The organism is Tardiphaga sp., from assembly GCF_044340795.1.
GTDB lineage: Bacteria > Pseudomonadota > Alphaproteobacteria > Rhizobiales > Xanthobacteraceae > Tardiphaga.
On record NZ_JBIISY010000048.1, the window covers coordinates 1 to 17,782 of the forward strand.

The following is a 17,782-nucleotide window of genomic DNA, read 5'->3' on the forward strand; positions in this document are numbered from 1 at the left end:
GATTCGGTAGCATTGGCGAGGCCGGTGAGGATCGAGCCGACGATGACGATGGGGATCAGCAGCGTCGGGCACGTGCGCAGGATGGTCATCAGGCGCTGCTTCGGCGTCTGATATTCGGCGCGCGGAGAATTGTAGATGTAGCCCATCACGGCGATGACGACGCAGAACATCACGGTGAGGATGACACCGGGAATGATACCGGCGATCAGCATGTCGCTGACCGAGACCTGCGCCAGCACGCTGTAGACGACGAACATCACCGAAGGCGGAATGATCGGGCCGAGCATGCCACCATAGGCCGTCAGGCCTGCAGCGAATGTCTTGTCGTACCCCTTCTTCTCCATCTCCGGCACCATGATTTGCGCCATGATGGCGACCTGCGCAGTGGCCGAGCCGAGGATCGACGAGATGAACATGTTGGCGAGGACATTGACGTAGGCCAGCCCACCGCGCAGCGAGCCGATAAAGGCCATGGCCATATCTACGATGCGCTGGGTGATGCCGCCGCCATTCATGATCTCGCCGATCAGGATGAAGAGCGGGATGGCGATCAGGCCGTAACTATCGACGCCGCCGAACAGCTGCAGCGGATAGGACTGGAACAGCACGGGATTGCCGGACGCGATGATATAAACGAAGCCGGCGAGACAGAGGCACAGGCCGATCGGCACGCCGACCAGCATCACGATCATGAATGCAGCCGAGGTGATCATCTCAGTTCACCCCGTCCAGTTCGGACAGCTGGAAGCCCTTTGGCGCCACGCGGGGGACGAGATCGAGATCCTCCAGCAGATTCGCAACGCCGTGGATGGTCATCGACACCGCGAAGATCGGCAGCGTAAGATAGAGCATCCAGGTCGGCCAGTTCAGCGTCTGGGTCCGCTCGGTGTAGAGGAAGTTGAAGGTCTGGCCGGCGAACTTTTTGGCGTCGAAGCCGGCGCCGATGATGCCGACCGGATCCATCCACAACACGCAGGTGATCATCAACCCGATGCCGAACACGATCACCATGCCGGTGGCGATGATCTTGAACAGCCGCTGCTTCGATGTCGACAGCCGTTCGGTCATCATGGTGACCGCAAAATCCAGCCGTAGCCGCGTCATCGCCGAGGCGCCGATGAAGGTCAGCCACACCACCGAATAGACGGCGGACTCGTCGATCCAGTAGATCGGGAAATGCGAATAGCGGGTGACGACATTCACCAGGATCAGCGCCGTCAGCAGATACATGAAACCCATGATGGCAAGGCGCTCGACAGCGAGCAGACCACGGGAGGCCGCCATCACCATGTGGCGGAGCCCGACCTCCTGAGCCGACGACATCGTCTGATCACTCATGAATGCTCCCCTGCATGTCACAAAAGTGAGGTGATTTCGCGGATCGTATAATTTATACATTTTGCGAGTCAAACGATTGTCTGCACAAAATGCTCGGCTTGAAGCATTTTTGTGCAGCAGCGAAGAGACTCGACAGACGACAGGCCCATCGGGCGAAAAGGCTAGATATATCAATGAGTGCACCGTTGAAGCACCGCACGCTTTCGGCCATGATCACGGACCAGCTGCGGCAGGCGATCCTTGACGGGACCTATCCGGCCGGCTCGCAACTTCGTCAGGACGCGCTCGGCGAAGCCTACGGGGTGAGCCGAATTCCCGTCCGCGAGGCACTGTTCCAACTCGAAGCGGAGGGGCTGGTGCGGATCGTGCCGCAGAAGGGCGCGATCGTCTCGGAGCTGTCGCTCGACGAGATCAATGACGTGTTCGATCTGCGTGGGCTGCTGGAGCCGCGCATGCTGGCCGAGTCAGCCCCGCATTTTTCCGCGGATGATTTTGCCGCACTGGAGCGCATCCAGAAGCGTTTCGAGGCGGCGATCGCCGACGGCAATCGCAGCGAATGGGGACAGATCAACGCTGAATTCCACATGGCGATGTATGTGAATGCGCGGCAGCCGCGCACGCAGTCGATCGTGACGGCGCTGCTGCAGACCAGCGACCGCTATACGCGGATGCAGCTCTCGACGGTCGAAGCCATGGGCATCGCGGAGAAGGAACACGCGCAGCTGATCGCGCTATGTCGCGAGGGGCGCGTAGAGGAAGCCGCGGGCTTCCTCAGGCAGCATATCGAAGCCGTGCGCAGCGATCTCTTGCGCGTGGTCGGCCGCACCATCGAGACGAGTGGCGCGGCTTAAATCATCCGCCGTCATTGCGAAGAGCATAGCGACGAAGCAATCCAGTCCTTCTTCAAAAAAGATCTGGATTGCTTCGCTACGCTCGCAATGACGGGATTAAGCGAGCTCCTGCTCGACCAGCGCCGCAAAATAGCTGGCACCGATCGGCAGCAGGTCGTCATTGAAGTCGTAGCCGGGATTGTGCACGGGCACGCCGCCCTTGTCGGCGCCGCGCTGGCCGAACAGCAAATAGGCGCCGCGGTTCTTTTCCAGCATGAAGGCGAAATCCTCGCCGGCGAGCAGCGGATTGCCCTCGCGCAGCACTTCTTTGACGCCCGGCACGGCCGTCGCCGCCTGCGCGGCGCGGGCGGCTTCATCGGCAGTGTTGATGGTCGGCGGATAAGCGCGCTTGTAGTCGAGCTCGGCGCTGCCGCCATAGGCCTCCGCCGTGGACTTGACGGTGCGCTTGAACAGCTCCTCGACACGATCGCGGACTTCCGGCTTGAGCGTGCGGACGGAGCCGCGCAGCTCCACCGTTTCCGGGATCACGATGTTCGACGTGCCGCCATGGATCTGGCCGATGGAGATGATGGCCGATTCCAGCGCATCGATCTGGCGCGATGGAATCGCGTTCAGCGCATTGATCACCTGCGCCGCCATCGCCACCGTATCGATGCCCTGCTGCGGATGCGCGCCATGGGCGGAGCGGCCACGCAGCGTCAGCGTGAAATAGTCGATCGCCGCCAGCGCCGTGCCGGTCAGCGCCTTCACTGTGCCAAGCGGCATGTCCGGGCTGTTGTGAATGCCGTAGATGGAATCGCAGGGGAAGCGTTCGAACAGCCCGTCATCCATCATCGCCTTGGCACCGGCGAGGCCTTCTTCGGCGGGCTGGAAGATCAGATGCACGGTGCCGGCGAAATTGCGCGTCTCCGCGAGATACTTTGCGGCGCCGAGCAGCATGGTCGTGTGGCCGTCATGGCCACAGGCATGCATGCGGCCGGGATTTCGCGAGCGATGGGCAAAGTCATTGCCCTCGTCCATCGGCAGCGCGTCCATATCGGCGCGCAGGCCGATGGCGCGGTTGCTGCCGGCAGCACCGTGCTTGCCGCGGATCACGCCGACCAGACCGGTCTTGCCGAAACCGCGATGCACTTCGATGCCCCATTCCGCCAGGCGCTTGGCGACGATCTCGCTGGTGCGCTCTTCCTCGAAGCCGATCTCGGGATGGGCGTGAAAATCCTGGCGCCATTCGGTCATTTCGGCATGGAGTTCATCGAGGCGGGTGCGCGGGCTCATGGGCGTCTCACTCTTGCGTTCGGGAATTAGAGAGGCGCGATGCTGCCTCATTCACCTCCGCAAGTCCAAGCGCAAAGCAGCGTCATTCCGCTGAAAATCCGAACGGCACGCTCAGCGTCCTGAAATCGTCCGGCAACAATTCACGACCAATGGGAAGTGCCGAGCGCGCCGTACAACGTGGACGATGGCAGACTCGGCACGCCACGCCCACCGGCGTCGGCGCATCGGCGCGCGGGCCGGCTCCGTCGCGCGTGTAAATCAGCTGGCCCGCATGCTCCGCGGCACAACCGACCGCGATGGCGCGTTCGATGCGCTGGGCGCCGAACGAGCCGCCACCCGCAGTCACTGTGCGCGCGATGGAGAAAAAGCGCTGGCCGTCTGGCAGCTCCAGCCACTGCGTCACGAGTTCACGCGGCGTGCGGAAGACATTATGCACCGACCACAGCGGACAGGCGCCGCCATGTTTCGCGAAGGGGAAGCCGGCGCCGTCGAGCAGCTTGGAAATGTTGCCGGCCGGATCGACGCGAATGAGGAAGAACGGCACCTTCTCCGCCCCCGGCCGCTGCAGCGTGGTGACGCGATGGGCGCATTGTTCAAAGCTCACGCCAAACTGGCGCGCCAGCGCTTCGAGATCATAGCGACGCGTTTCCGCGGCCCGGGCAAAGGCCGCATAGGGCATCACGATCGCCGCGGCCGCATAGCCCGCAAGCGCACGCCGCGCGAGCAACTCGGCGCTCTTGCCGGTGAATTTGTTGTCTTCCAGTGCCGCACCGATCTCGTTGCCGAATTCGAGATAAGCAAGCTGCTGCGCGAGCTGGAAATTCAGGCTCGCGGTGTCCAGCGAGTCTTCCAGCAGCAACTGCCGGCGATGCAGATCGAGACGTCGCACGGAGCCGAGCATGACGTCTGGCGGCATGTAGCGCACCTGCAGCTTGTGACGCGTCTTCAGCCGTTCGATGAATCCGCTCGCACCCGACGTCGCCTGCGCAAGGCGTTCGGCTGCATCGTCGATGGCCGCAAAATTGTTGCGGCGGGCAGCGAGAAAGCGGCGAACTTCGGCGACGGGATCATTGGCGTCATACCCACCGCCCTCCTCCGCCGCACCACCGGCCGCTGCGGGGCCGCGGCGCTCGGCCAGCGCGAGCTGCTCCTCGCGATAGGCCGTGTAGAGACGCAGAAAGGCTTCGGCCATGCCGGGATAGGAAACGGCGAGATCACTGATTTCGAGCGAGGGAATGTCGATGTCGGAGAACATCGGCTCCTTCAGGATCGACTGCAGCCGCGCCGTCGAGTCCGCACCACCATCGCCGGCGAGATCGGCAAGGTCGATGGTGTAAGTGCGCGCGAGACGGAGCAGCATATCGGCCGTCATCGGCCGCTGGTTGCGCTCAAGAAGCGCAACATAGGGCGCCGAAATCTCCAGATCCGCAGCCATATCGGCCTGGGTCAGGCCAAGGTCGCGCCGAAGCCGCCGCAGACGCGGGCCAATAAAGACAGAACGACCACCAGCGGGCGCCATTAAACTACCTATATACCACTTGTTATACTTTACAACCTTACACTTCGAGCTTGTAAAGTATGACAAGTTAGCGGCGTTCCGTCTAGCTCCTCCCGATCCCGCGCTTAGAACAGGCGTTAGACACACAGTCGAACAGGAAGGGATCGGACCCATGAATTTTCAACCGCGCGATATCGATCAGTTCACCCGCACGGGTTCCTATGCGAGCGAGGTCGAAGCTGCGGCCGCGCTGCTGAAGACCCAGCCGACCTGGAACGGCGTGACCGCTGAGGCGATCGCCCGCATGCGCCTGCAGAACCGCTTCAAGACCGGCCTCGACATCGCGCGCTTCACTGCCGCGCAGATGCGCGCCGACATGGCGCGCTATGACCAAGATTCCACGAAGTACACCCAGTCGCTTGGCTGCTGGCACGGTTTCATTGCGCAGCAGAAGCTGATTTCGGTCAAGAAGCACTTCGGCACCACCGACCGCACCTATCTCTATTTGTCGGGCTGGATGATCGCGGCACTGCGTTCGGAATTCGGCCCGCTGCCGGATCAGTCGATGCATGAGAAGACCTCGGTGCCTGCCCTGATCGAAGAGCTTTACACCTTCCTGCGTCAGGCCGACTCGCGTGAGCTCAGCAACACGTTCCGTGCGCTCGATGCGGCCCGCAAGGCCGGCGACAACGCAAAGGCCGAAGAGCTGATCGCCTCGATCGACAACTTCCAGACCCATGTCGTCCCCGTCATCGCCGATATCGATGCCGGCTTCGGCAACGCGGAAGCGACCTATCTGCTGGCCAAGAAGATGATCGAGGCCGGCGCCTGCGCGCTGCAGATCGAGAACCAGGTTTCGGACGAGAAGCAGTGCGGCCATCAGGATGGCAAGGTCACCGTGCCGCATGAAGTCTTCCTGGCCAAGATCCGCGCCTGCCGTCACGCCTTCCTCGAACTCGGCGTTGAAGACGGCGTCGTCGTCACCCGCACCGACTCGCTCGGCGCAGGCCTGACCCAGCAGATCGCTGTCAGCCACAAGCCTGGCGATCTCGGCGACCAGTACAACAGCTTCCTGGATTGCGAGGAAGTCGATGCATCCAACATCGGCAATGGTGATGTCGTCATCACCCGCAACGGCAAACTGATGCGTCCGAAGCGCCTGCCGAGCAATCTTTACCAGTTCCGCGAGGGCACTGGTCAGGACCGCGTCGTTCTCGATTGCATCACCTCGCTGCAGAACGGCTCCGACTTGCTGTGGATCGAAACCGAGCGCCCGAATGTCGAGCAGATCGCCACGATGGTCGATCGCATTCGCGAAGTCGTGCCGAATGCCAAGCTGGCCTATAATAACTCGCCGTCCTTCAACTGGACGCTGAACTTCCGCTGGCAGGTGTTCGACGAGATGAAGGCGGCCGGCAAGGATGTCAGCAAGTACAACCGCGCCGAGCTGATGAAGGCCGAATATGACGATACGGAACTGGCGAAGCAGGCCGACGAGCTGATCCGCACCTTCCAGGCGGATTCGGCCAAGCGCGCCGGCATCTTCCACCACCTGATCACGCTGCCGACCTATCACACGGCTGCGCTGTCCACGGATACGCTCGCCAAGGCCTATTTCGGCGAGCAGGGCATGCTGGGCTACGTCAAGAATGTTCAGCGCGAGGAAATCCGCCAGGGCATCGCCTGTGTGAAGCATCAGAACATGGCCGGCTCCGACATCGGCGACGACCATAAGGAGTATTTTGCGGGTGAAGCAGCCCTCAAGGCCGGCGGCGCGCACAATACGATGAACCAGTTCGGCTAAGGCCAGGCACATCGTTGACGAAACGGATCAGCCTGGAGCTCACAGCTCCAGGCTGATTGTCATTTGATCAACCATATTTTTTTCGACAGCACGTTAGCCGGTCATGACTTTCGGCAACTGACTTTGCGGACACGACACGGCGCTGCGCCGGAAAACCAGTTCATCTTCGCCATTGAGCATCGCCCTTTCGAAGAGATGACGGCGCGTATCATCGTATTGCGCCGGGCAAGACATCAGCAGCCGATGCGATCAGCATCATCGAACCAATCGCTGCATTTCATGACGAATCACAAAAGATACTGCAGCCACAGGGACGCGACCCGCCTCTGCAAAGCGCTAATCATCACTCCCATGCGCAGTTACGAACTCATGGATTACGACAGCGCCACTGCCCTTTCGTCGATTACCTGACGAACATATGCGCAATAGCTATCTGCACTTCCATATGAAGTTTTGTCCCCATCTGGGGATTGCCTGACATCCGATCAATCGACACGCTCACGCTCGCAATCTCCCGGTCTCGGATGGGGGTTGGCGACAACCATGCAGCTCTGTTCCGCGCGAAGCGTAGTCGCAATCGAAGCGCGACATCATCATGGAGTGACAATCATGGCCTTGATCAATGGTACAGTTGGTGACGATATCCTGAATGGAACCGCGCTTGCGGATACGATCAACGGGCTACCGGGAAATGACACCCTCTCGGGACTCGGCGGAGATGACTTGATCAACGGCGGAGCCGGCAACGACACGATCGACGGCGGCGCCGACAATGACACCCTGAATGGCAATGCAGGAGACGACTCCATTTCGGGAGGCGACGGAAACGACGTGGCCAGTGGCGGTGCCGGCAACGATACGATCGACGGCGGTGCAGGAGATGACACGGTCGACGGCAATGCGGGCGATGACACGATCAATGGCGGAGCCGGCAACGACGATCTATCCGGAAACGCAGGAATCGATACGATCGATGGCGGTGACGGAAACGATACCGTCGATGGCGGTGCCGGAGATGACGTCCTCTCGGGTGGCGCAGGTGACGACACGCTGGTCGGCGCTGCCGGCAACGACACGCTGAATGGCGGCGATGGCATCGATAACCTCTCGGGTGGCGTAGGTGATGACACCCTCAATGGCGACGCAGGCGACGACACGCTGACCGGCGGCCTGGGCGACGACACGCTTGAGGGTGGCGACGGCAACGACACCGCCAGCGGTGGTCTGGGCGACGATACCGTCAATGGCGGGCTCGGTGACGATACGCTGAATGGCGGCGCCGGCGACGACACCATGAGCGGCGGCGACGGTGTCGATACGCTCAATGGCGACGATGGCAACGACATCATGACCGGCGATGCCGGCAACGACACGCTGAATGGTGGCGATGGCGACGACGTCATGGACGGCGGAACCGGTGCCGACTTGCTGTCAGGCGATGCCGGCGACGATACGATCGACGGCGGTGACGGCAATGATGTGGCCAATGGCGGCGACGGAGCAGACGACATCTCCGGCGGCGCAGGCATGGATACGTTGAACGGCGATGCCGGCGACGACACGCTCGCAGGCGGCAACGGCGCCGACACGCTTGACGGCGGCGATGGTGCCGACACGATGACCGGCGGAGCAGGCAACGATGCGCTCGAGGGCGGAGCGGGCGACGACGATCTGAGTGGCGGCAACGGAGCCGACACGATGAACGGCGGAACAGGTGACGACGTCCTCACGGGCGGCGCCGGAACCGACACGATCAATGCCGGCGACGGCACTGGCGCAGATTTCGGTGATGACGAAGTGACTGATCTGAGCTTCGCCGATGGCGACGTCATCAGCGTGGATGCCGCTCCAGGCTTCGATCCGACGACGATCGTCGTGGATGACGACGGCACCAATACCACCCTTGATTTTGGCTTCGGTACAATCACGCTCGACGGCATCACCGGAGGCGGTACTCCCTATGCGTCGATCGACGACATCAACACCGCAGCGGGTTACACCGCGATCGAGGTTGTCTGATCATTGACCATGCAGGGCGGCACCCGTGCCGCCCTGCGCATTCTACGCAATCAGGCAGTGCACTATGCGTCCAGCGGCTCAGTCGGCTCGGGCACAATCGATTGTCCACACCGTCCCAGGGCGAACCACACTCATGTGGGTCGTCATCTTCAGCGTGTCTGCAAATACCCTGCTTCTTGTGCTGCCGTTCTATTCCATCGAGGTCTTCGACCGGGTCATCAGCAGCGGCAGCATCGAAACTCTCGTCGGCCTCACGGTCATCGGCATTGTGGCGCTGATCTTCAGTGCCTTCTTCGATGCAATCCGTTTCCGTTTGCTCAGCCGGTTCGCGGTCACTTTCGAACAACGCATGGCGCCGCTCGTTCTCGAGGCGACCATCGCTGATCCTGCCCGGCGCCGGGAGGGCTCCACGCATGATCTCGTGCGGGTTCGCGAGCTCCGCAATTTCTTTTCCAGTGGCGCTGTCATCACCTTGGTCGATGCGCCATTTCTCCCGGTGTTCGTGCTGCTCCTCTTCTTCATCCATCCTTATTACGGAACTATTGCCCTCGTTGGCGCTGTCGTGCTGTCAGTGATGGGATATGTGAGCAACAGCATCGCCCGTGCAGAAGTGAAGGATGCGAGTGGAGCGGCCGCCCGCTGTCAGGCACAAATGGACGGGATCGTCCGACATGCCAATTTCATCAGGGCCATGGGATGGACCGACGGCGCCATCCGCTCCTTCATGCGCATCAATGACGAGGCGCTGTCTCCGGTCGTCCGCGCGAGCGAACGCGTGGCGGCGATGGCATCTGCCGCTCGCATGGTGAGATCCATCCTGCAGATTCTCGCGATCGGATGCGGCGCCTGGCTCGTGCTGCAGAACGAGGTGCTGGCGGGAAGCCTGATCGCCAGCTCCATCATGGTCAGTCGCACCCTGCAACCCATGGAGAGCCTGATCTCTGCCTGGCGAGGCGTCACCGCCGCACAGGAAGCGTGGAAACACATCAGCACCGCCGCACTATGGGTATTGAAGCAGCCGCATCGCACGCAGTTGGCTCCCCCGAGCGGGCTGCTTGAGCTGAAAGGTGTCGCTTATGTTGCCCCCCAAGGGAAGCGCCCTATTCTCAGAGGTATCGGCTTCTCCTGCAGGCCTCGCGAGATTGTCGTCATTGTCGGCCCCACCGGCGCAGGAAAGTCCACCCTCCTGCGCATGGCGGCAGCGCTCGAGCGACCGAGCGTCGGCGAGATCCGTCTCGACCGCGCCTTGCTGGAGAACTGGAACCCCGATCAACTAGGCCGACATATCGGCTATCTTCCCCAGGATGTCGAACTCCTCGCAGGGAGCGTGGCTGAAGCCATTTGCGGATTCGAGGAAAACGCACGCGATGAAGATATCATCGCCGCAGCAACGCTCGCCGGCGCCCATCAGATGATCCTGGCATTGCCAGGCGGATATCAGACGGAGATCGGCCGCGACGGTCATCGCCTCTCCGGCGGTCAGCGACAACGCATCGGCTTGGCGCGGGCATTTTTCGGCAATCGCAAACTGATCCTGCTCGACGAGCCGAATGCAAACCTCGATCCTGACGGCGAGGCAGCCCTGTGCACGGCGATCCTCAGTGCGCGGGCACAAGGCGCCACGTTTCTCATCGTGACCCACCGCCCACGTCTTCTCACGATTGCGGATCATGTGCTGCTGCTGCGCGACGGTACGCAGGTCGCATTCGGCCCCGTTTCGGAGGTTCTGCCAAGCACGCCGACGGCAATATCACCGGTTCGCCGAACCGTGCGTCAGCCCGATCGGCCGCAACTGTTGTCAGGCTAGGAGCACCAGTCGTGGCAACTCAGGTCCAGGAAATCCTGCTCGGCTCACCGAATGAACGCAGCTCTCTCGAAACACCGAGATCCGATCCACGGCGACTGATCAGGTGGGGAGCCCTCCTCCTGGCAATTCAGTTCTGTGGATTCGGCGCCTGGGCCGCCTTCGTCCCGCTACGCAGCGCCGTGATCGCTCCCGGAATCATCAAGGTACAGTCCAAGCGGAAGGCGGTGCAGCATTTCGATGGCGGGATCCTGAAGGCGATCTATGTTCGTGAGAACCAGCAGGTCGAGGCCGGCCAGATCGTAGCAAAGCTTGATACAACGCAAATAGAGGGAAGCATCGGCGTATTACAGACAAAATTGTTTGCTGATCTGGCGCTGGACGCGCGGCTGCTCGCCGAACAAATGCAGTTGGCCAAAGTGGACTACCCCGACGAACTACGGACCTCCCTACTCCCTGAAGCCAAGACCGCAATTCAGACACAGGAAACAGAGTTTGCGACGCGATCGAATGCCTTGGCCGGCGAGCGCCAACTGGTCGAGCAGCAGACGCTGCAATTGGCTGAGACGGCGCGCGGCCTCGAGACGAGCAGGGTAAGCCTTCAAGAGCAATTGCAATTTCTTCAAGAGGAGATCAAGGATACCGTCTCGCTCCTGGAAAAGGGACTCGCGCGAAAACCGCGCGTGCTTGCGCTGAAGCGGGCGGAAGCGGACATGCAGGCGCAACTCACGCGCAACCTCACGCAACAGGCAGAAACACGCGGGAAGATCGCCGAACTGTCCGATCGTGGGAAGCAGCTAGGTCTCAACCAGAGTCAGGATATCGCCAAGCAGAGTCATGCAACCCGCGAGTCGATCGGTGACGCGAGACATCGGATCGCCGTGTTGCGCGAGCAACTGGCCAGAACCGATCTGCGCGCCCCCGAGGCCGGAAGGGTCGTTCGTCTCAATAGCAGGGAATTGAATACCGTGTTGGCGCCTCGCGAGACACTCATGGAGATCGTTCCCAGCGAGGATCGCCTCGTCATCGAGGCATCCCTGCGCCCTCAGGATCGCGAGGAAGTCATCGCCGGGCAGGTCGCACGCATCCGCGTGCTGGCCCTGAACATTCGCCGCCGCCCCATGCTGGAAGGGAGCGTCATCACCGTTGCGGCGGACGCGTTCACTGATCCGAAGAGCGGCGTCACATCCTACATGGCAGAAATTGATCTGCAGCAATCACCGGACGTCCAGCAATATCTGACGACATTGAAGCCCGGTCTTCCGGTCGAGGTTTTCGTTGAAACAGGAATTAGAACATTTGCGGAGTATTCAATTCAGCCGCTGCGCCTGCGCGTCCACCGTGCCTTCCGGGAAAGTTGAAGCCTGGCGCAATGTAACCACACCATTTTCGGGGAGGCATTCATGCAGCAGGAAGGCAAACCGCAGGAGAATGATCGCTCGGACCATATCGCCTCGATGACACTCAAGGTCAAAGCGCCTCGCACAGACCAACCATCGCTTCCCAAACGACATCCCGATCCACAGAATCTATGGTTTGCGCGCACCGTCGCCCGATTACTCGAATGCAATCGCTGTTACGCGGCTTTCCTGTCTCCGAAAGGCGATACGCTCGATCAGGTCGCGGTTGGATTACCCGCGCCAAAACCTTCGTCGGAAGCGCTTGCGCGGTGTATTGCGGAGAATTTCAGCCGCGAAGGCAATTTCATCTATCAATCGTCGATGTCTCCGAACAGCTTTGCTCGCCGTTTGATAGGCACGAAACCAGAAGTCGGGCGCCATTCGGTGATCGGCCGCATATGCGCGGCATCCGGTGACACGGCGATCTTCATCGCTGGGTGGCGATCCACACCGATCGCCACAGCGGAATTCACCAGCGCCACCCGCGCCATCGAATTATTGTGGGACGCCGTGACAGAAATGGAAAGAGCGTCTCTGCATGCTCATCAAAGATGGCTGGACGATATTGAACCGCCCGCGCTCACGGTCGACGAGAATCTAGGCGTCCACAACATGAACGGTGCATTTCGACGGCTCGTCAGCGAAGGCGTGATCACGCTCGACCGCGGCGTGCTATCGGGGGCCTCCCCGCTCATTACCGAAAGGCTCAAAGAGGCCGTTCGCGCATCGATCATCCCGGATCCAAAACAGAAAGCTGCCGGATCAACCGTTTTGATCTCAAACGATGAACAGCGATTTCTATTCGCCGTGGTGGGGACAATTCCCGGAAATGCAAATCCAACCCTTGCTTTGATTTACGTCCCCCAGTTCGATGAAGATACCGGTGCCCGGCGCATCGCTCTCGCGTTCAATCTGAGCTGGGTAGAGACACGCATCGTCCGCAGCATTCTCGGCGGGCGATGCCCACGCGCGATCGGCGTGGAGCTCGGCTTTACTGAGGAAACCGTTCGCACATATATAAAGCGCATCATGCTCAAGGTTGGAATCAATCGACAATCTGAGTTCTTCGTGCTGCATAGCCAGACATTTTCGCCGTTCAAGCTAAGACATCCCGCAGCACCCTACATCGTGACATCCTGATCTGGACAAGAGAGGAGGATGGCATCTTCAGCACTCGTGGACGCAATCGGATGACGCGCCGACGACGGTTTGAGCCGTCGCTGGCGCTGGTGTTATGCCTCGGGTATCCTCACGCGGCAAATTCGGGAGACCTTCTGCTCCCTTTGGCTTGCGATGTTGGCCGCACTTGTTTCATCCAGAACTATGTGGACATCGACGACAGTCCGTCTGCGAAGGACTACATGTGCGGGACGCTGACCTATGACGGTCACAACGGCGTCGACTTCCGTATTCCCTCAAATGGCCCGCAGCAAAATCCTGTCGCCGTGCTGGCGGCCGCCGATGGAAAGGTGCTGCGCGTCCGTGATGGCCTTGTCGACCGCCCTGTGAAGGGCGACAGGCGCGATGCAGTCAGCGGCCAGGAATGCGGCAATGGCGTCGTGATCGAGCATGCGGGTAATCGCGAAACGCAGTACTGCCACATGGCCAAAGGAAGCATCCTCGTCAAATCCGGCGACACGATACGCGCCGGCCAAGCGCTCGGCTCGGTCGGCATGTCGGGCCTGACTGAATATCCGCACCTGCATTTTTTGCTTCGGCGCGAAGGCAAGGTCATCGATCCATTCGGCGGCATCCCGCGAGCCGGTGTTTGCGAGCGCAGCGCCGAGAACGAATGGACGGAAGACGTGCGGGCCCGTTTGGCCTATGTGCCACGCGTGGTCCTGAACCATGGGTTCAGCACCGAGGCGATCACGAACGAATTGATTGAGGACGGGATCGCGGCTCAACGCCCGCCGACGGCGAATGCCGAAGCACTGGTCGCTTATGTCCGGACGATCGGCCTGAAGGCGGGTGACAGCCATACATTGGCGATGCGCGATCCCGACGGGAAAGTCATCGCGGAAAACCGCCCAGCTGCGATCGCGCGCAATCAGGCACAGACAATTCTTTTCGCCGGGAAGAAACGGTCAGACCGCAACTGGCCGAGAGGGACATATACCGGCACATACACCGTCGACCGAAGCGGTGAGACGGTGCTGCAGCATCGATTTCAACTGGATCTGCAGTAGTCGGCCGATCAGTCAGACAAATGATCAATCGTAATGCTGTGCCTCGTCACGCACATGATGGCGTACGTGACGAAGACACTGTCGCCTCGGGAAGATTGAACACGGATACCTCAGCCTGGCAGGTCACCTTGGGGCAGAGGGCCATTTGCGGATTGCTTGGGTGTCTTTGCCGGCTCCGCCTTGAGGTTACCAACTGACGCCGCCAGCAATGCCTGCGTGGGATCAGCCCCCTTGAAGCCCGCCTGCGCGAGGATCTCGTCGAGGATTGGCTTCTGGGCGGTGAAGTTCAGCAATTGGCTCGACAGGTCCGAGACTGCATTGCCGTCGCCGCGATGCCCGTTCGCGCCGCCGAGACCGCCGATGCCGCCGGCATTGAAGATGCGGATGTCCGAAATCTTCTCGATCGGTTTCATGGCCTGTTCGAGCGCCTCGGGAATGATATCGATCCGGGCACGCGACAGTTCGAACTCGATGATCGCAGGCGCCAGCGCATTGCGCGCCTCGTTCTTGGCCCGCTCGGCACGCGCTTCGGCCTCGCCGAGCTCGATCACGCCCTGCGCACGGATCTTCGCCGCTTCGGCCTCGGCTTCGGCCTGGATCTTGACGGAGGCGGCCAGGTTGGCGGCAGCTTCCTTTTCCGCTTCGGCCTTCACGGTGATGGCGGTCGCCTCGCGCTCGGCGGTCTTGCGTGCATCCAGCACAGCGATGCGCTTGGCGCGTTCGGCGATCTCGACTTCGCGCGCCGTAATCACCTGTTCTTCGGCAGTCGTTGCTGCCGCCTTGGCTTCGTCGGCACGGGCGCGGGCCGCCTGCTCTTCTTCGGTCTTCTGGGCAACTGCGATGGCCGCATCGATGCGGGCGCTTTCCGTCACCTTGCGCGCCTCCGCCTCTCGTTCGGCAATGCCGCGTTCGGCTTCGATGCGCGCGCTTTCGCGAGCCTGCCGCGTCTGCGCATCGCGCTCGGCAATGCCGCGTTCGGCATCGAGGCGCGAGGTTTCTTCACTGAGACGCGCAGCCTGCTCGGCCCTTGCGGCTTCCGCGCGCGTTTCCGAGGTCTTGTTGGCGATATCGCGTTCCTGCGAGAGCTCGGCATCGCGCTGTTCGCGCTCGATGGTCAGGCGACGCAGGCTGGCCTCGCGATCCTTGGTGGCGATCTCCACCTCGTTGTCGCGCACGATCTGGTTTCGCTCGCGCTTGCGCTCCTCGGTGATCTTGGTGAGCGCCGTGAGGCCTTCCGCGTCAAAGCTGTTGTTGGGATTGAAATGCTTGATGTCGGTCTGGTCGAGCCGGGTCAGCGACACCGATTCCAGTTCGAGACCATTCGACTGCAGGTCATGCGCCACGGCGGCCTGCACCGATTTGACGAATTCCGCGCGCTGCTCCTGCAGGTCGCGTAGCGACATGGTGGCGGCGACCGAGCGCAGGCCGTCGACGAACTTTGCTTCGACGAGCGTCTTCAGTGCATCGGCATCATTGGTGCGATCGCCGAGCGTCTGCGCCGCAAGGGCGATATTTTCGGCATCAGGCTTCACGCGAACATAGAATTCCGCCGTGATGTCCGCACGCATACGGTCCTTGGTGATCATGGATTCGTTTTCGGCGCGCTTCACTTCGAGGCGAAGCGTCGAGAGCGACACCCATGAATAGGAGTGGAAGATGGGCAGGATGACCGAGCCGCCATCGAGCACGACTTTCTTGCCACCGAGGCCCGTCCGCACATAGGCCTTGTCCCGCGTGGCGCGGGTGTAGAGCGACATCATGATGACGCTGATGACGACGAGCCCGACGATGATGGTGCCGGCGGTCATTCCGAGCGAGAAGAAATCCATGGCTGTTTAGCCTCCTTGATTGAGCGCCAGTTCGGGCGGCGCCGGAATTGCCTGAAAGAGACCATCGGTCCCATCGACGATGACGACCAATGCGCCGGTTTCGATGACATGGCCGGGAGCGGCCATGGCACGCAGAAGATGAATATTGCCGTGGCTGTCGCGCACCCGGACATTGCCGGGATGGCCTTGATCGAGCGGTCCCAGCGTAACGGTGCCCAGAAGACCGACGAGATCGGACTGGCTGATGACGCTGCTTTCATCACGCGGGATGGTGCGTGCCAGGCTGCGGCTCGACCACCGCGTCACCGGCAGAGCCAACGCGACGGATGCGGGCACGGCCATGAGAAGCGGCAGCGGCGTGAGAATGCTGGACGCCAACGATTGCAACGCAAAACCGATGGCAGCGAAAGCGGAGAAGAACACGACCGCCAGCACCAGCACCGGCACGCCGCCGGCATTGAGCCAGGACATCCAGCCACCAAGTACGCTGGCATCCGCATGACCGGGACCGTGAAAGCCCAGACCATCATCGAGAAGACCGGAGACGGAGGCGCCGAGCAGCAGCGACAGGATTTCGACCACGCCCAGCCCGGCGACCACCATGAGCGCCAACCAGAATGGCTCGGTGCCGGGCTGAACGAGCGCCATCATCAGCGCTCGCCTTCGCGGAACGCTTTCAGACGTGCCTCGATCGCATTCTGCCGCTGGATCTGTCCCAGTTCTTCCACTTCGGCGGCGCCGGATGTCGGTTTGACCGGGACGCCGGTCACGCGCTCGACCGCGCTCAATGCGTCGGCCAAGCGACGATCATTGCGCTGCGACGGCGTGGCGTCGGGGCCCTGCACCGCCTTCTGCGCGCGCTGGGCATCATCCAGCCGCTTCTTCGCATCATCACGTGCCGATGCGATGGAGCGCAACGCAGCCTGGGCCTCGGCAACTTCGCCGGCATTTTCTGCGAGCGCCTTGGACAGCGCTTCGCGCTGCGCCTCCAGATCGATCTGAACACCAGTAGCCGCACGGGCGAGATCCTCGCGACCACCCGCGAGGCCCACCTTGATCCTTTCATCGAGATCCCGGATTTCGGCGTCGAGATCATCAGCCTTGGCTTTCAGCCGGTGGCCGGCGGCGACTGCAACACTGAGAGCCGCGCGCGCTTCGTCGGAAATCTTATCGATCTCGCGCAGCGCCTGCTGGGCCACGGCCGTCGGATTCGCCGCTTCCGCAGTATCGACCGCATTGTTGACGACGCCTGCGATCACACGCCCGAGACGCGCGAGAATACCTTCATTCGACATCGATCCCTCCTTGGATGAGTGCACTCCGGCGTGAATGCCGGCGCATAGTTCGATTTCATCTGCATGAAATACGAGACGGGCCTCGGCGAAGTCGTTCCAGCCGAGGTGATAGCCGTTCATTGTGTAGGGAAGAATGACACGCCCCTGCACAGTCGCGATGCTGACGCTGTCCGGTCCCTTGATGGCGAACAGTTTTGCATCCAGCGGGATGGCGCTGACATTGTCCTCGCCCTTGTGGCGACCATGATCGCGCAGCGCGAGCGTCACCAGCCGCGCCGGAAGGCCTGTCTTCTCTCGAATGGTGTCATAGGCCGCTTCATGCAGAGAAACGAGATTGGCGCCCCGGGTCTGGTCGAGCAGGCGCAGCGCCTGACGATAAGCCGTCAAGGTCGCAAACAGCTTCGCCCGGTCGTCAGCGGACGGGCTGAGGGTCATCGACAGAGCTGAGCCGTATCGGGGTGACATGGAATTACCATTAAA

General features: G+C 61.4%; 15 protein-coding genes. 8 read left to right on the forward strand and 7 right to left on the reverse strand.

Features of this window, described 5'->3' with window-relative positions:
- A partial coding sequence (locus ACIQ17_RS10545; RefSeq protein ID WP_398468176.1) for a TRAP transporter large permease occupies positions 1 to 713 on the reverse strand: 713 nt, incomplete at its 3' end.
- Between the two features lies 1 nt (position 714).
- Positions 715 to 1,338: a TRAP transporter small permease gene (locus ACIQ17_RS10550; protein ID WP_398468178.1), complete on the reverse strand. Its 624-nt coding sequence runs from the start codon at positions 1,336 to 1,338 to the stop codon at positions 715 to 717.
- Between the two features lie 173 nt (positions 1,339 to 1,511).
- On the opposite strand from ACIQ17_RS10550, the gene ACIQ17_RS10555 reads away from it, so the two are divergent.
- Positions 1,512 to 2,189: a GntR family transcriptional regulator gene (locus ACIQ17_RS10555; RefSeq protein WP_398468180.1), complete on the forward strand. Its 678-nt coding sequence runs from the start codon at positions 1,512 to 1,514 to the stop codon at positions 2,187 to 2,189.
- Between the two features lie 96 nt (positions 2,190 to 2,285).
- Here ACIQ17_RS10555 and ACIQ17_RS10560 read toward each other — a convergent pair whose 3' ends face one another.
- Both ACIQ17_RS10560 and ACIQ17_RS10565 read right to left on the reverse strand, forming a co-directional pair.
- Positions 2,286 to 3,464 (reverse strand): M20 aminoacylase family protein, encoded by a 1,179-nt coding sequence (locus ACIQ17_RS10560; protein WP_398468182.1) that lies wholly within the window; start codon positions 3,462 to 3,464, stop codon positions 2,286 to 2,288.
- A gap of 82 nt (positions 3,465 to 3,546) precedes the next feature.
- Entirely contained in the window at positions 3,547 to 4,983 is a 1,437-nt protein-coding gene (locus ACIQ17_RS10565; RefSeq protein WP_398468184.1) for a short-chain fatty acyl-CoA regulator family protein, read from the reverse strand.
- A 151-nt stretch (positions 4,984 to 5,134) separates the two neighbouring features.
- Between ACIQ17_RS10565 and ACIQ17_RS10570 the strand changes: the two genes are divergently transcribed.
- From ACIQ17_RS10570 to ACIQ17_RS10600, 7 genes are all read left to right on the forward strand, one after another.
- The gene (locus ACIQ17_RS10570; protein ID WP_398468187.1) at positions 5,135 to 6,766 is read left to right on the forward strand and encodes an isocitrate lyase; all 1,632 of its coding nucleotides are present in this window, start codon (positions 5,135 to 5,137) and stop codon (positions 6,764 to 6,766) included.
- 63 nt (positions 6,767 to 6,829) lie between these two features.
- Positions 6,830 to 7,177 (forward strand): hypothetical protein, encoded by a 348-nt coding sequence (locus tag ACIQ17_RS10575; RefSeq protein ID WP_398468189.1) that lies wholly within the window; start codon positions 6,830 to 6,832, stop codon positions 7,175 to 7,177.
- A gap of 198 nt (positions 7,178 to 7,375) precedes the next feature.
- Positions 7,376 to 8,785, forward strand: coding sequence for a calcium-binding protein (locus ACIQ17_RS10580; RefSeq protein WP_398468191.1), 1,410 nt, complete (start codon positions 7,376 to 7,378; stop codon positions 8,783 to 8,785).
- Between the two features lie 64 nt (positions 8,786 to 8,849).
- A complete protein-coding gene (locus ACIQ17_RS10585) occupies positions 8,850 to 10,592 on the forward strand; it encodes a type I secretion system permease/ATPase (protein ID WP_398468193.1) in 1,743 nt (580 codons plus the stop codon).
- An 11-nt stretch (positions 10,593 to 10,603) separates the two neighbouring features.
- A complete protein-coding gene (locus tag ACIQ17_RS10590) occupies positions 10,604 to 11,950 on the forward strand; it encodes an HlyD family type I secretion periplasmic adaptor subunit (RefSeq protein WP_398468195.1) in 1,347 nt (448 codons plus the stop codon).
- 42 nt (positions 11,951 to 11,992) lie between these two features.
- Positions 11,993 to 13,129: a helix-turn-helix transcriptional regulator gene (locus ACIQ17_RS10595; protein WP_398468197.1), complete on the forward strand. Its 1,137-nt coding sequence runs from the start codon at positions 11,993 to 11,995 to the stop codon at positions 13,127 to 13,129.
- Positions 13,130 to 13,314: 185 nt separating this feature from the next.
- A complete protein-coding gene (locus ACIQ17_RS10600) occupies positions 13,315 to 14,178 on the forward strand; it encodes a M23 family metallopeptidase (protein ID WP_398468199.1) in 864 nt (287 codons plus the stop codon).
- A gap of 110 nt (positions 14,179 to 14,288) precedes the next feature.
- Here ACIQ17_RS10600 and ACIQ17_RS10605 read toward each other — a convergent pair whose 3' ends face one another.
- The 3 genes from ACIQ17_RS10605 to ACIQ17_RS10615 are packed head-to-tail and all read right to left on the reverse strand — an operon-like array spanning position 14,289 to position 17,737.
- Positions 14,289 to 16,007: a flotillin family protein gene (locus ACIQ17_RS10605; RefSeq protein ID WP_398468201.1), complete on the reverse strand. Its 1,719-nt coding sequence runs from the start codon at positions 16,005 to 16,007 to the stop codon at positions 14,289 to 14,291.
- Between the two features lie 6 nt (positions 16,008 to 16,013).
- The gene (locus tag ACIQ17_RS10610) at positions 16,014 to 16,658 is read right to left on the reverse strand and encodes an OB-fold-containig protein (RefSeq protein WP_398468203.1); all 645 of its coding nucleotides are present in this window, start codon (positions 16,656 to 16,658) and stop codon (positions 16,014 to 16,016) included.
- Positions 16,658 to 17,737, reverse strand: a complete 1,080-nt coding sequence (locus ACIQ17_RS10615) for a PspA/IM30 family protein (protein ID WP_398468205.1) — start codon at positions 17,735 to 17,737, stop codon at positions 16,658 to 16,660. The genes ACIQ17_RS10610 and ACIQ17_RS10615 overlap by 1 nt, the downstream gene beginning before the upstream one ends.
- Positions 17,738 to 17,782 lie beyond the last annotated feature (45 nt).

What these genes read in the sequence shown, in the direction of transcription:
- ACIQ17_RS10550 (WP_398468178.1), bottom strand. Translation starts at nt 1,338, where the DNA reads ATGAGTGATCAGACGATGTCGTCGGCTCAGGAGGTCGGGCTCCGCCAC.
- ACIQ17_RS10555 (WP_398468180.1), top strand. Translation starts at nt 1,512, where the DNA reads ATGAGTGCACCGTTGAAGCACCGCACGCTTTCGGCCATGATCACGGAC.
- ACIQ17_RS10560 (WP_398468182.1), bottom strand. Translation starts at nt 3,464, where the DNA reads ATGAGCCCGCGCACCCGCCTCGATGAACTCCATGCCGAAATGACCGAA.
- ACIQ17_RS10565 (WP_398468184.1), bottom strand. Translation starts at nt 4,983, where the DNA reads ATGGCGCCCGCTGGTGGTCGTTCTGTCTTTATTGGCCCGCGTCTGCGG.
- ACIQ17_RS10570 (WP_398468187.1), top strand. Translation starts at nt 5,135, where the DNA reads ATGAATTTTCAACCGCGCGATATCGATCAGTTCACCCGCACGGGTTCC.
- ACIQ17_RS10580 (WP_398468191.1), top strand. Translation starts at nt 7,376, where the DNA reads ATGGCCTTGATCAATGGTACAGTTGGTGACGATATCCTGAATGGAACC.
- ACIQ17_RS10585 (WP_398468193.1), top strand. Translation starts at nt 8,850, where the DNA reads ATGCGTCCAGCGGCTCAGTCGGCTCGGGCACAATCGATTGTCCACACC.
- ACIQ17_RS10595 (WP_398468197.1), top strand. Translation starts at nt 11,993, where the DNA reads ATGCAGCAGGAAGGCAAACCGCAGGAGAATGATCGCTCGGACCATATC.
- ACIQ17_RS10605 (WP_398468201.1), bottom strand. Translation starts at nt 16,007, where the DNA reads ATGGATTTCTTCTCGCTCGGAATGACCGCCGGCACCATCATCGTCGGG.
- ACIQ17_RS10610 (WP_398468203.1), bottom strand. Translation starts at nt 16,658, where the DNA reads ATGATGGCGCTCGTTCAGCCCGGCACCGAGCCATTCTGGTTGGCGCTC.
- ACIQ17_RS10615 (WP_398468205.1), bottom strand. Translation starts at nt 17,737, where the DNA reads ATGACCCTCAGCCCGTCCGCTGACGACCGGGCGAAGCTGTTTGCGACC.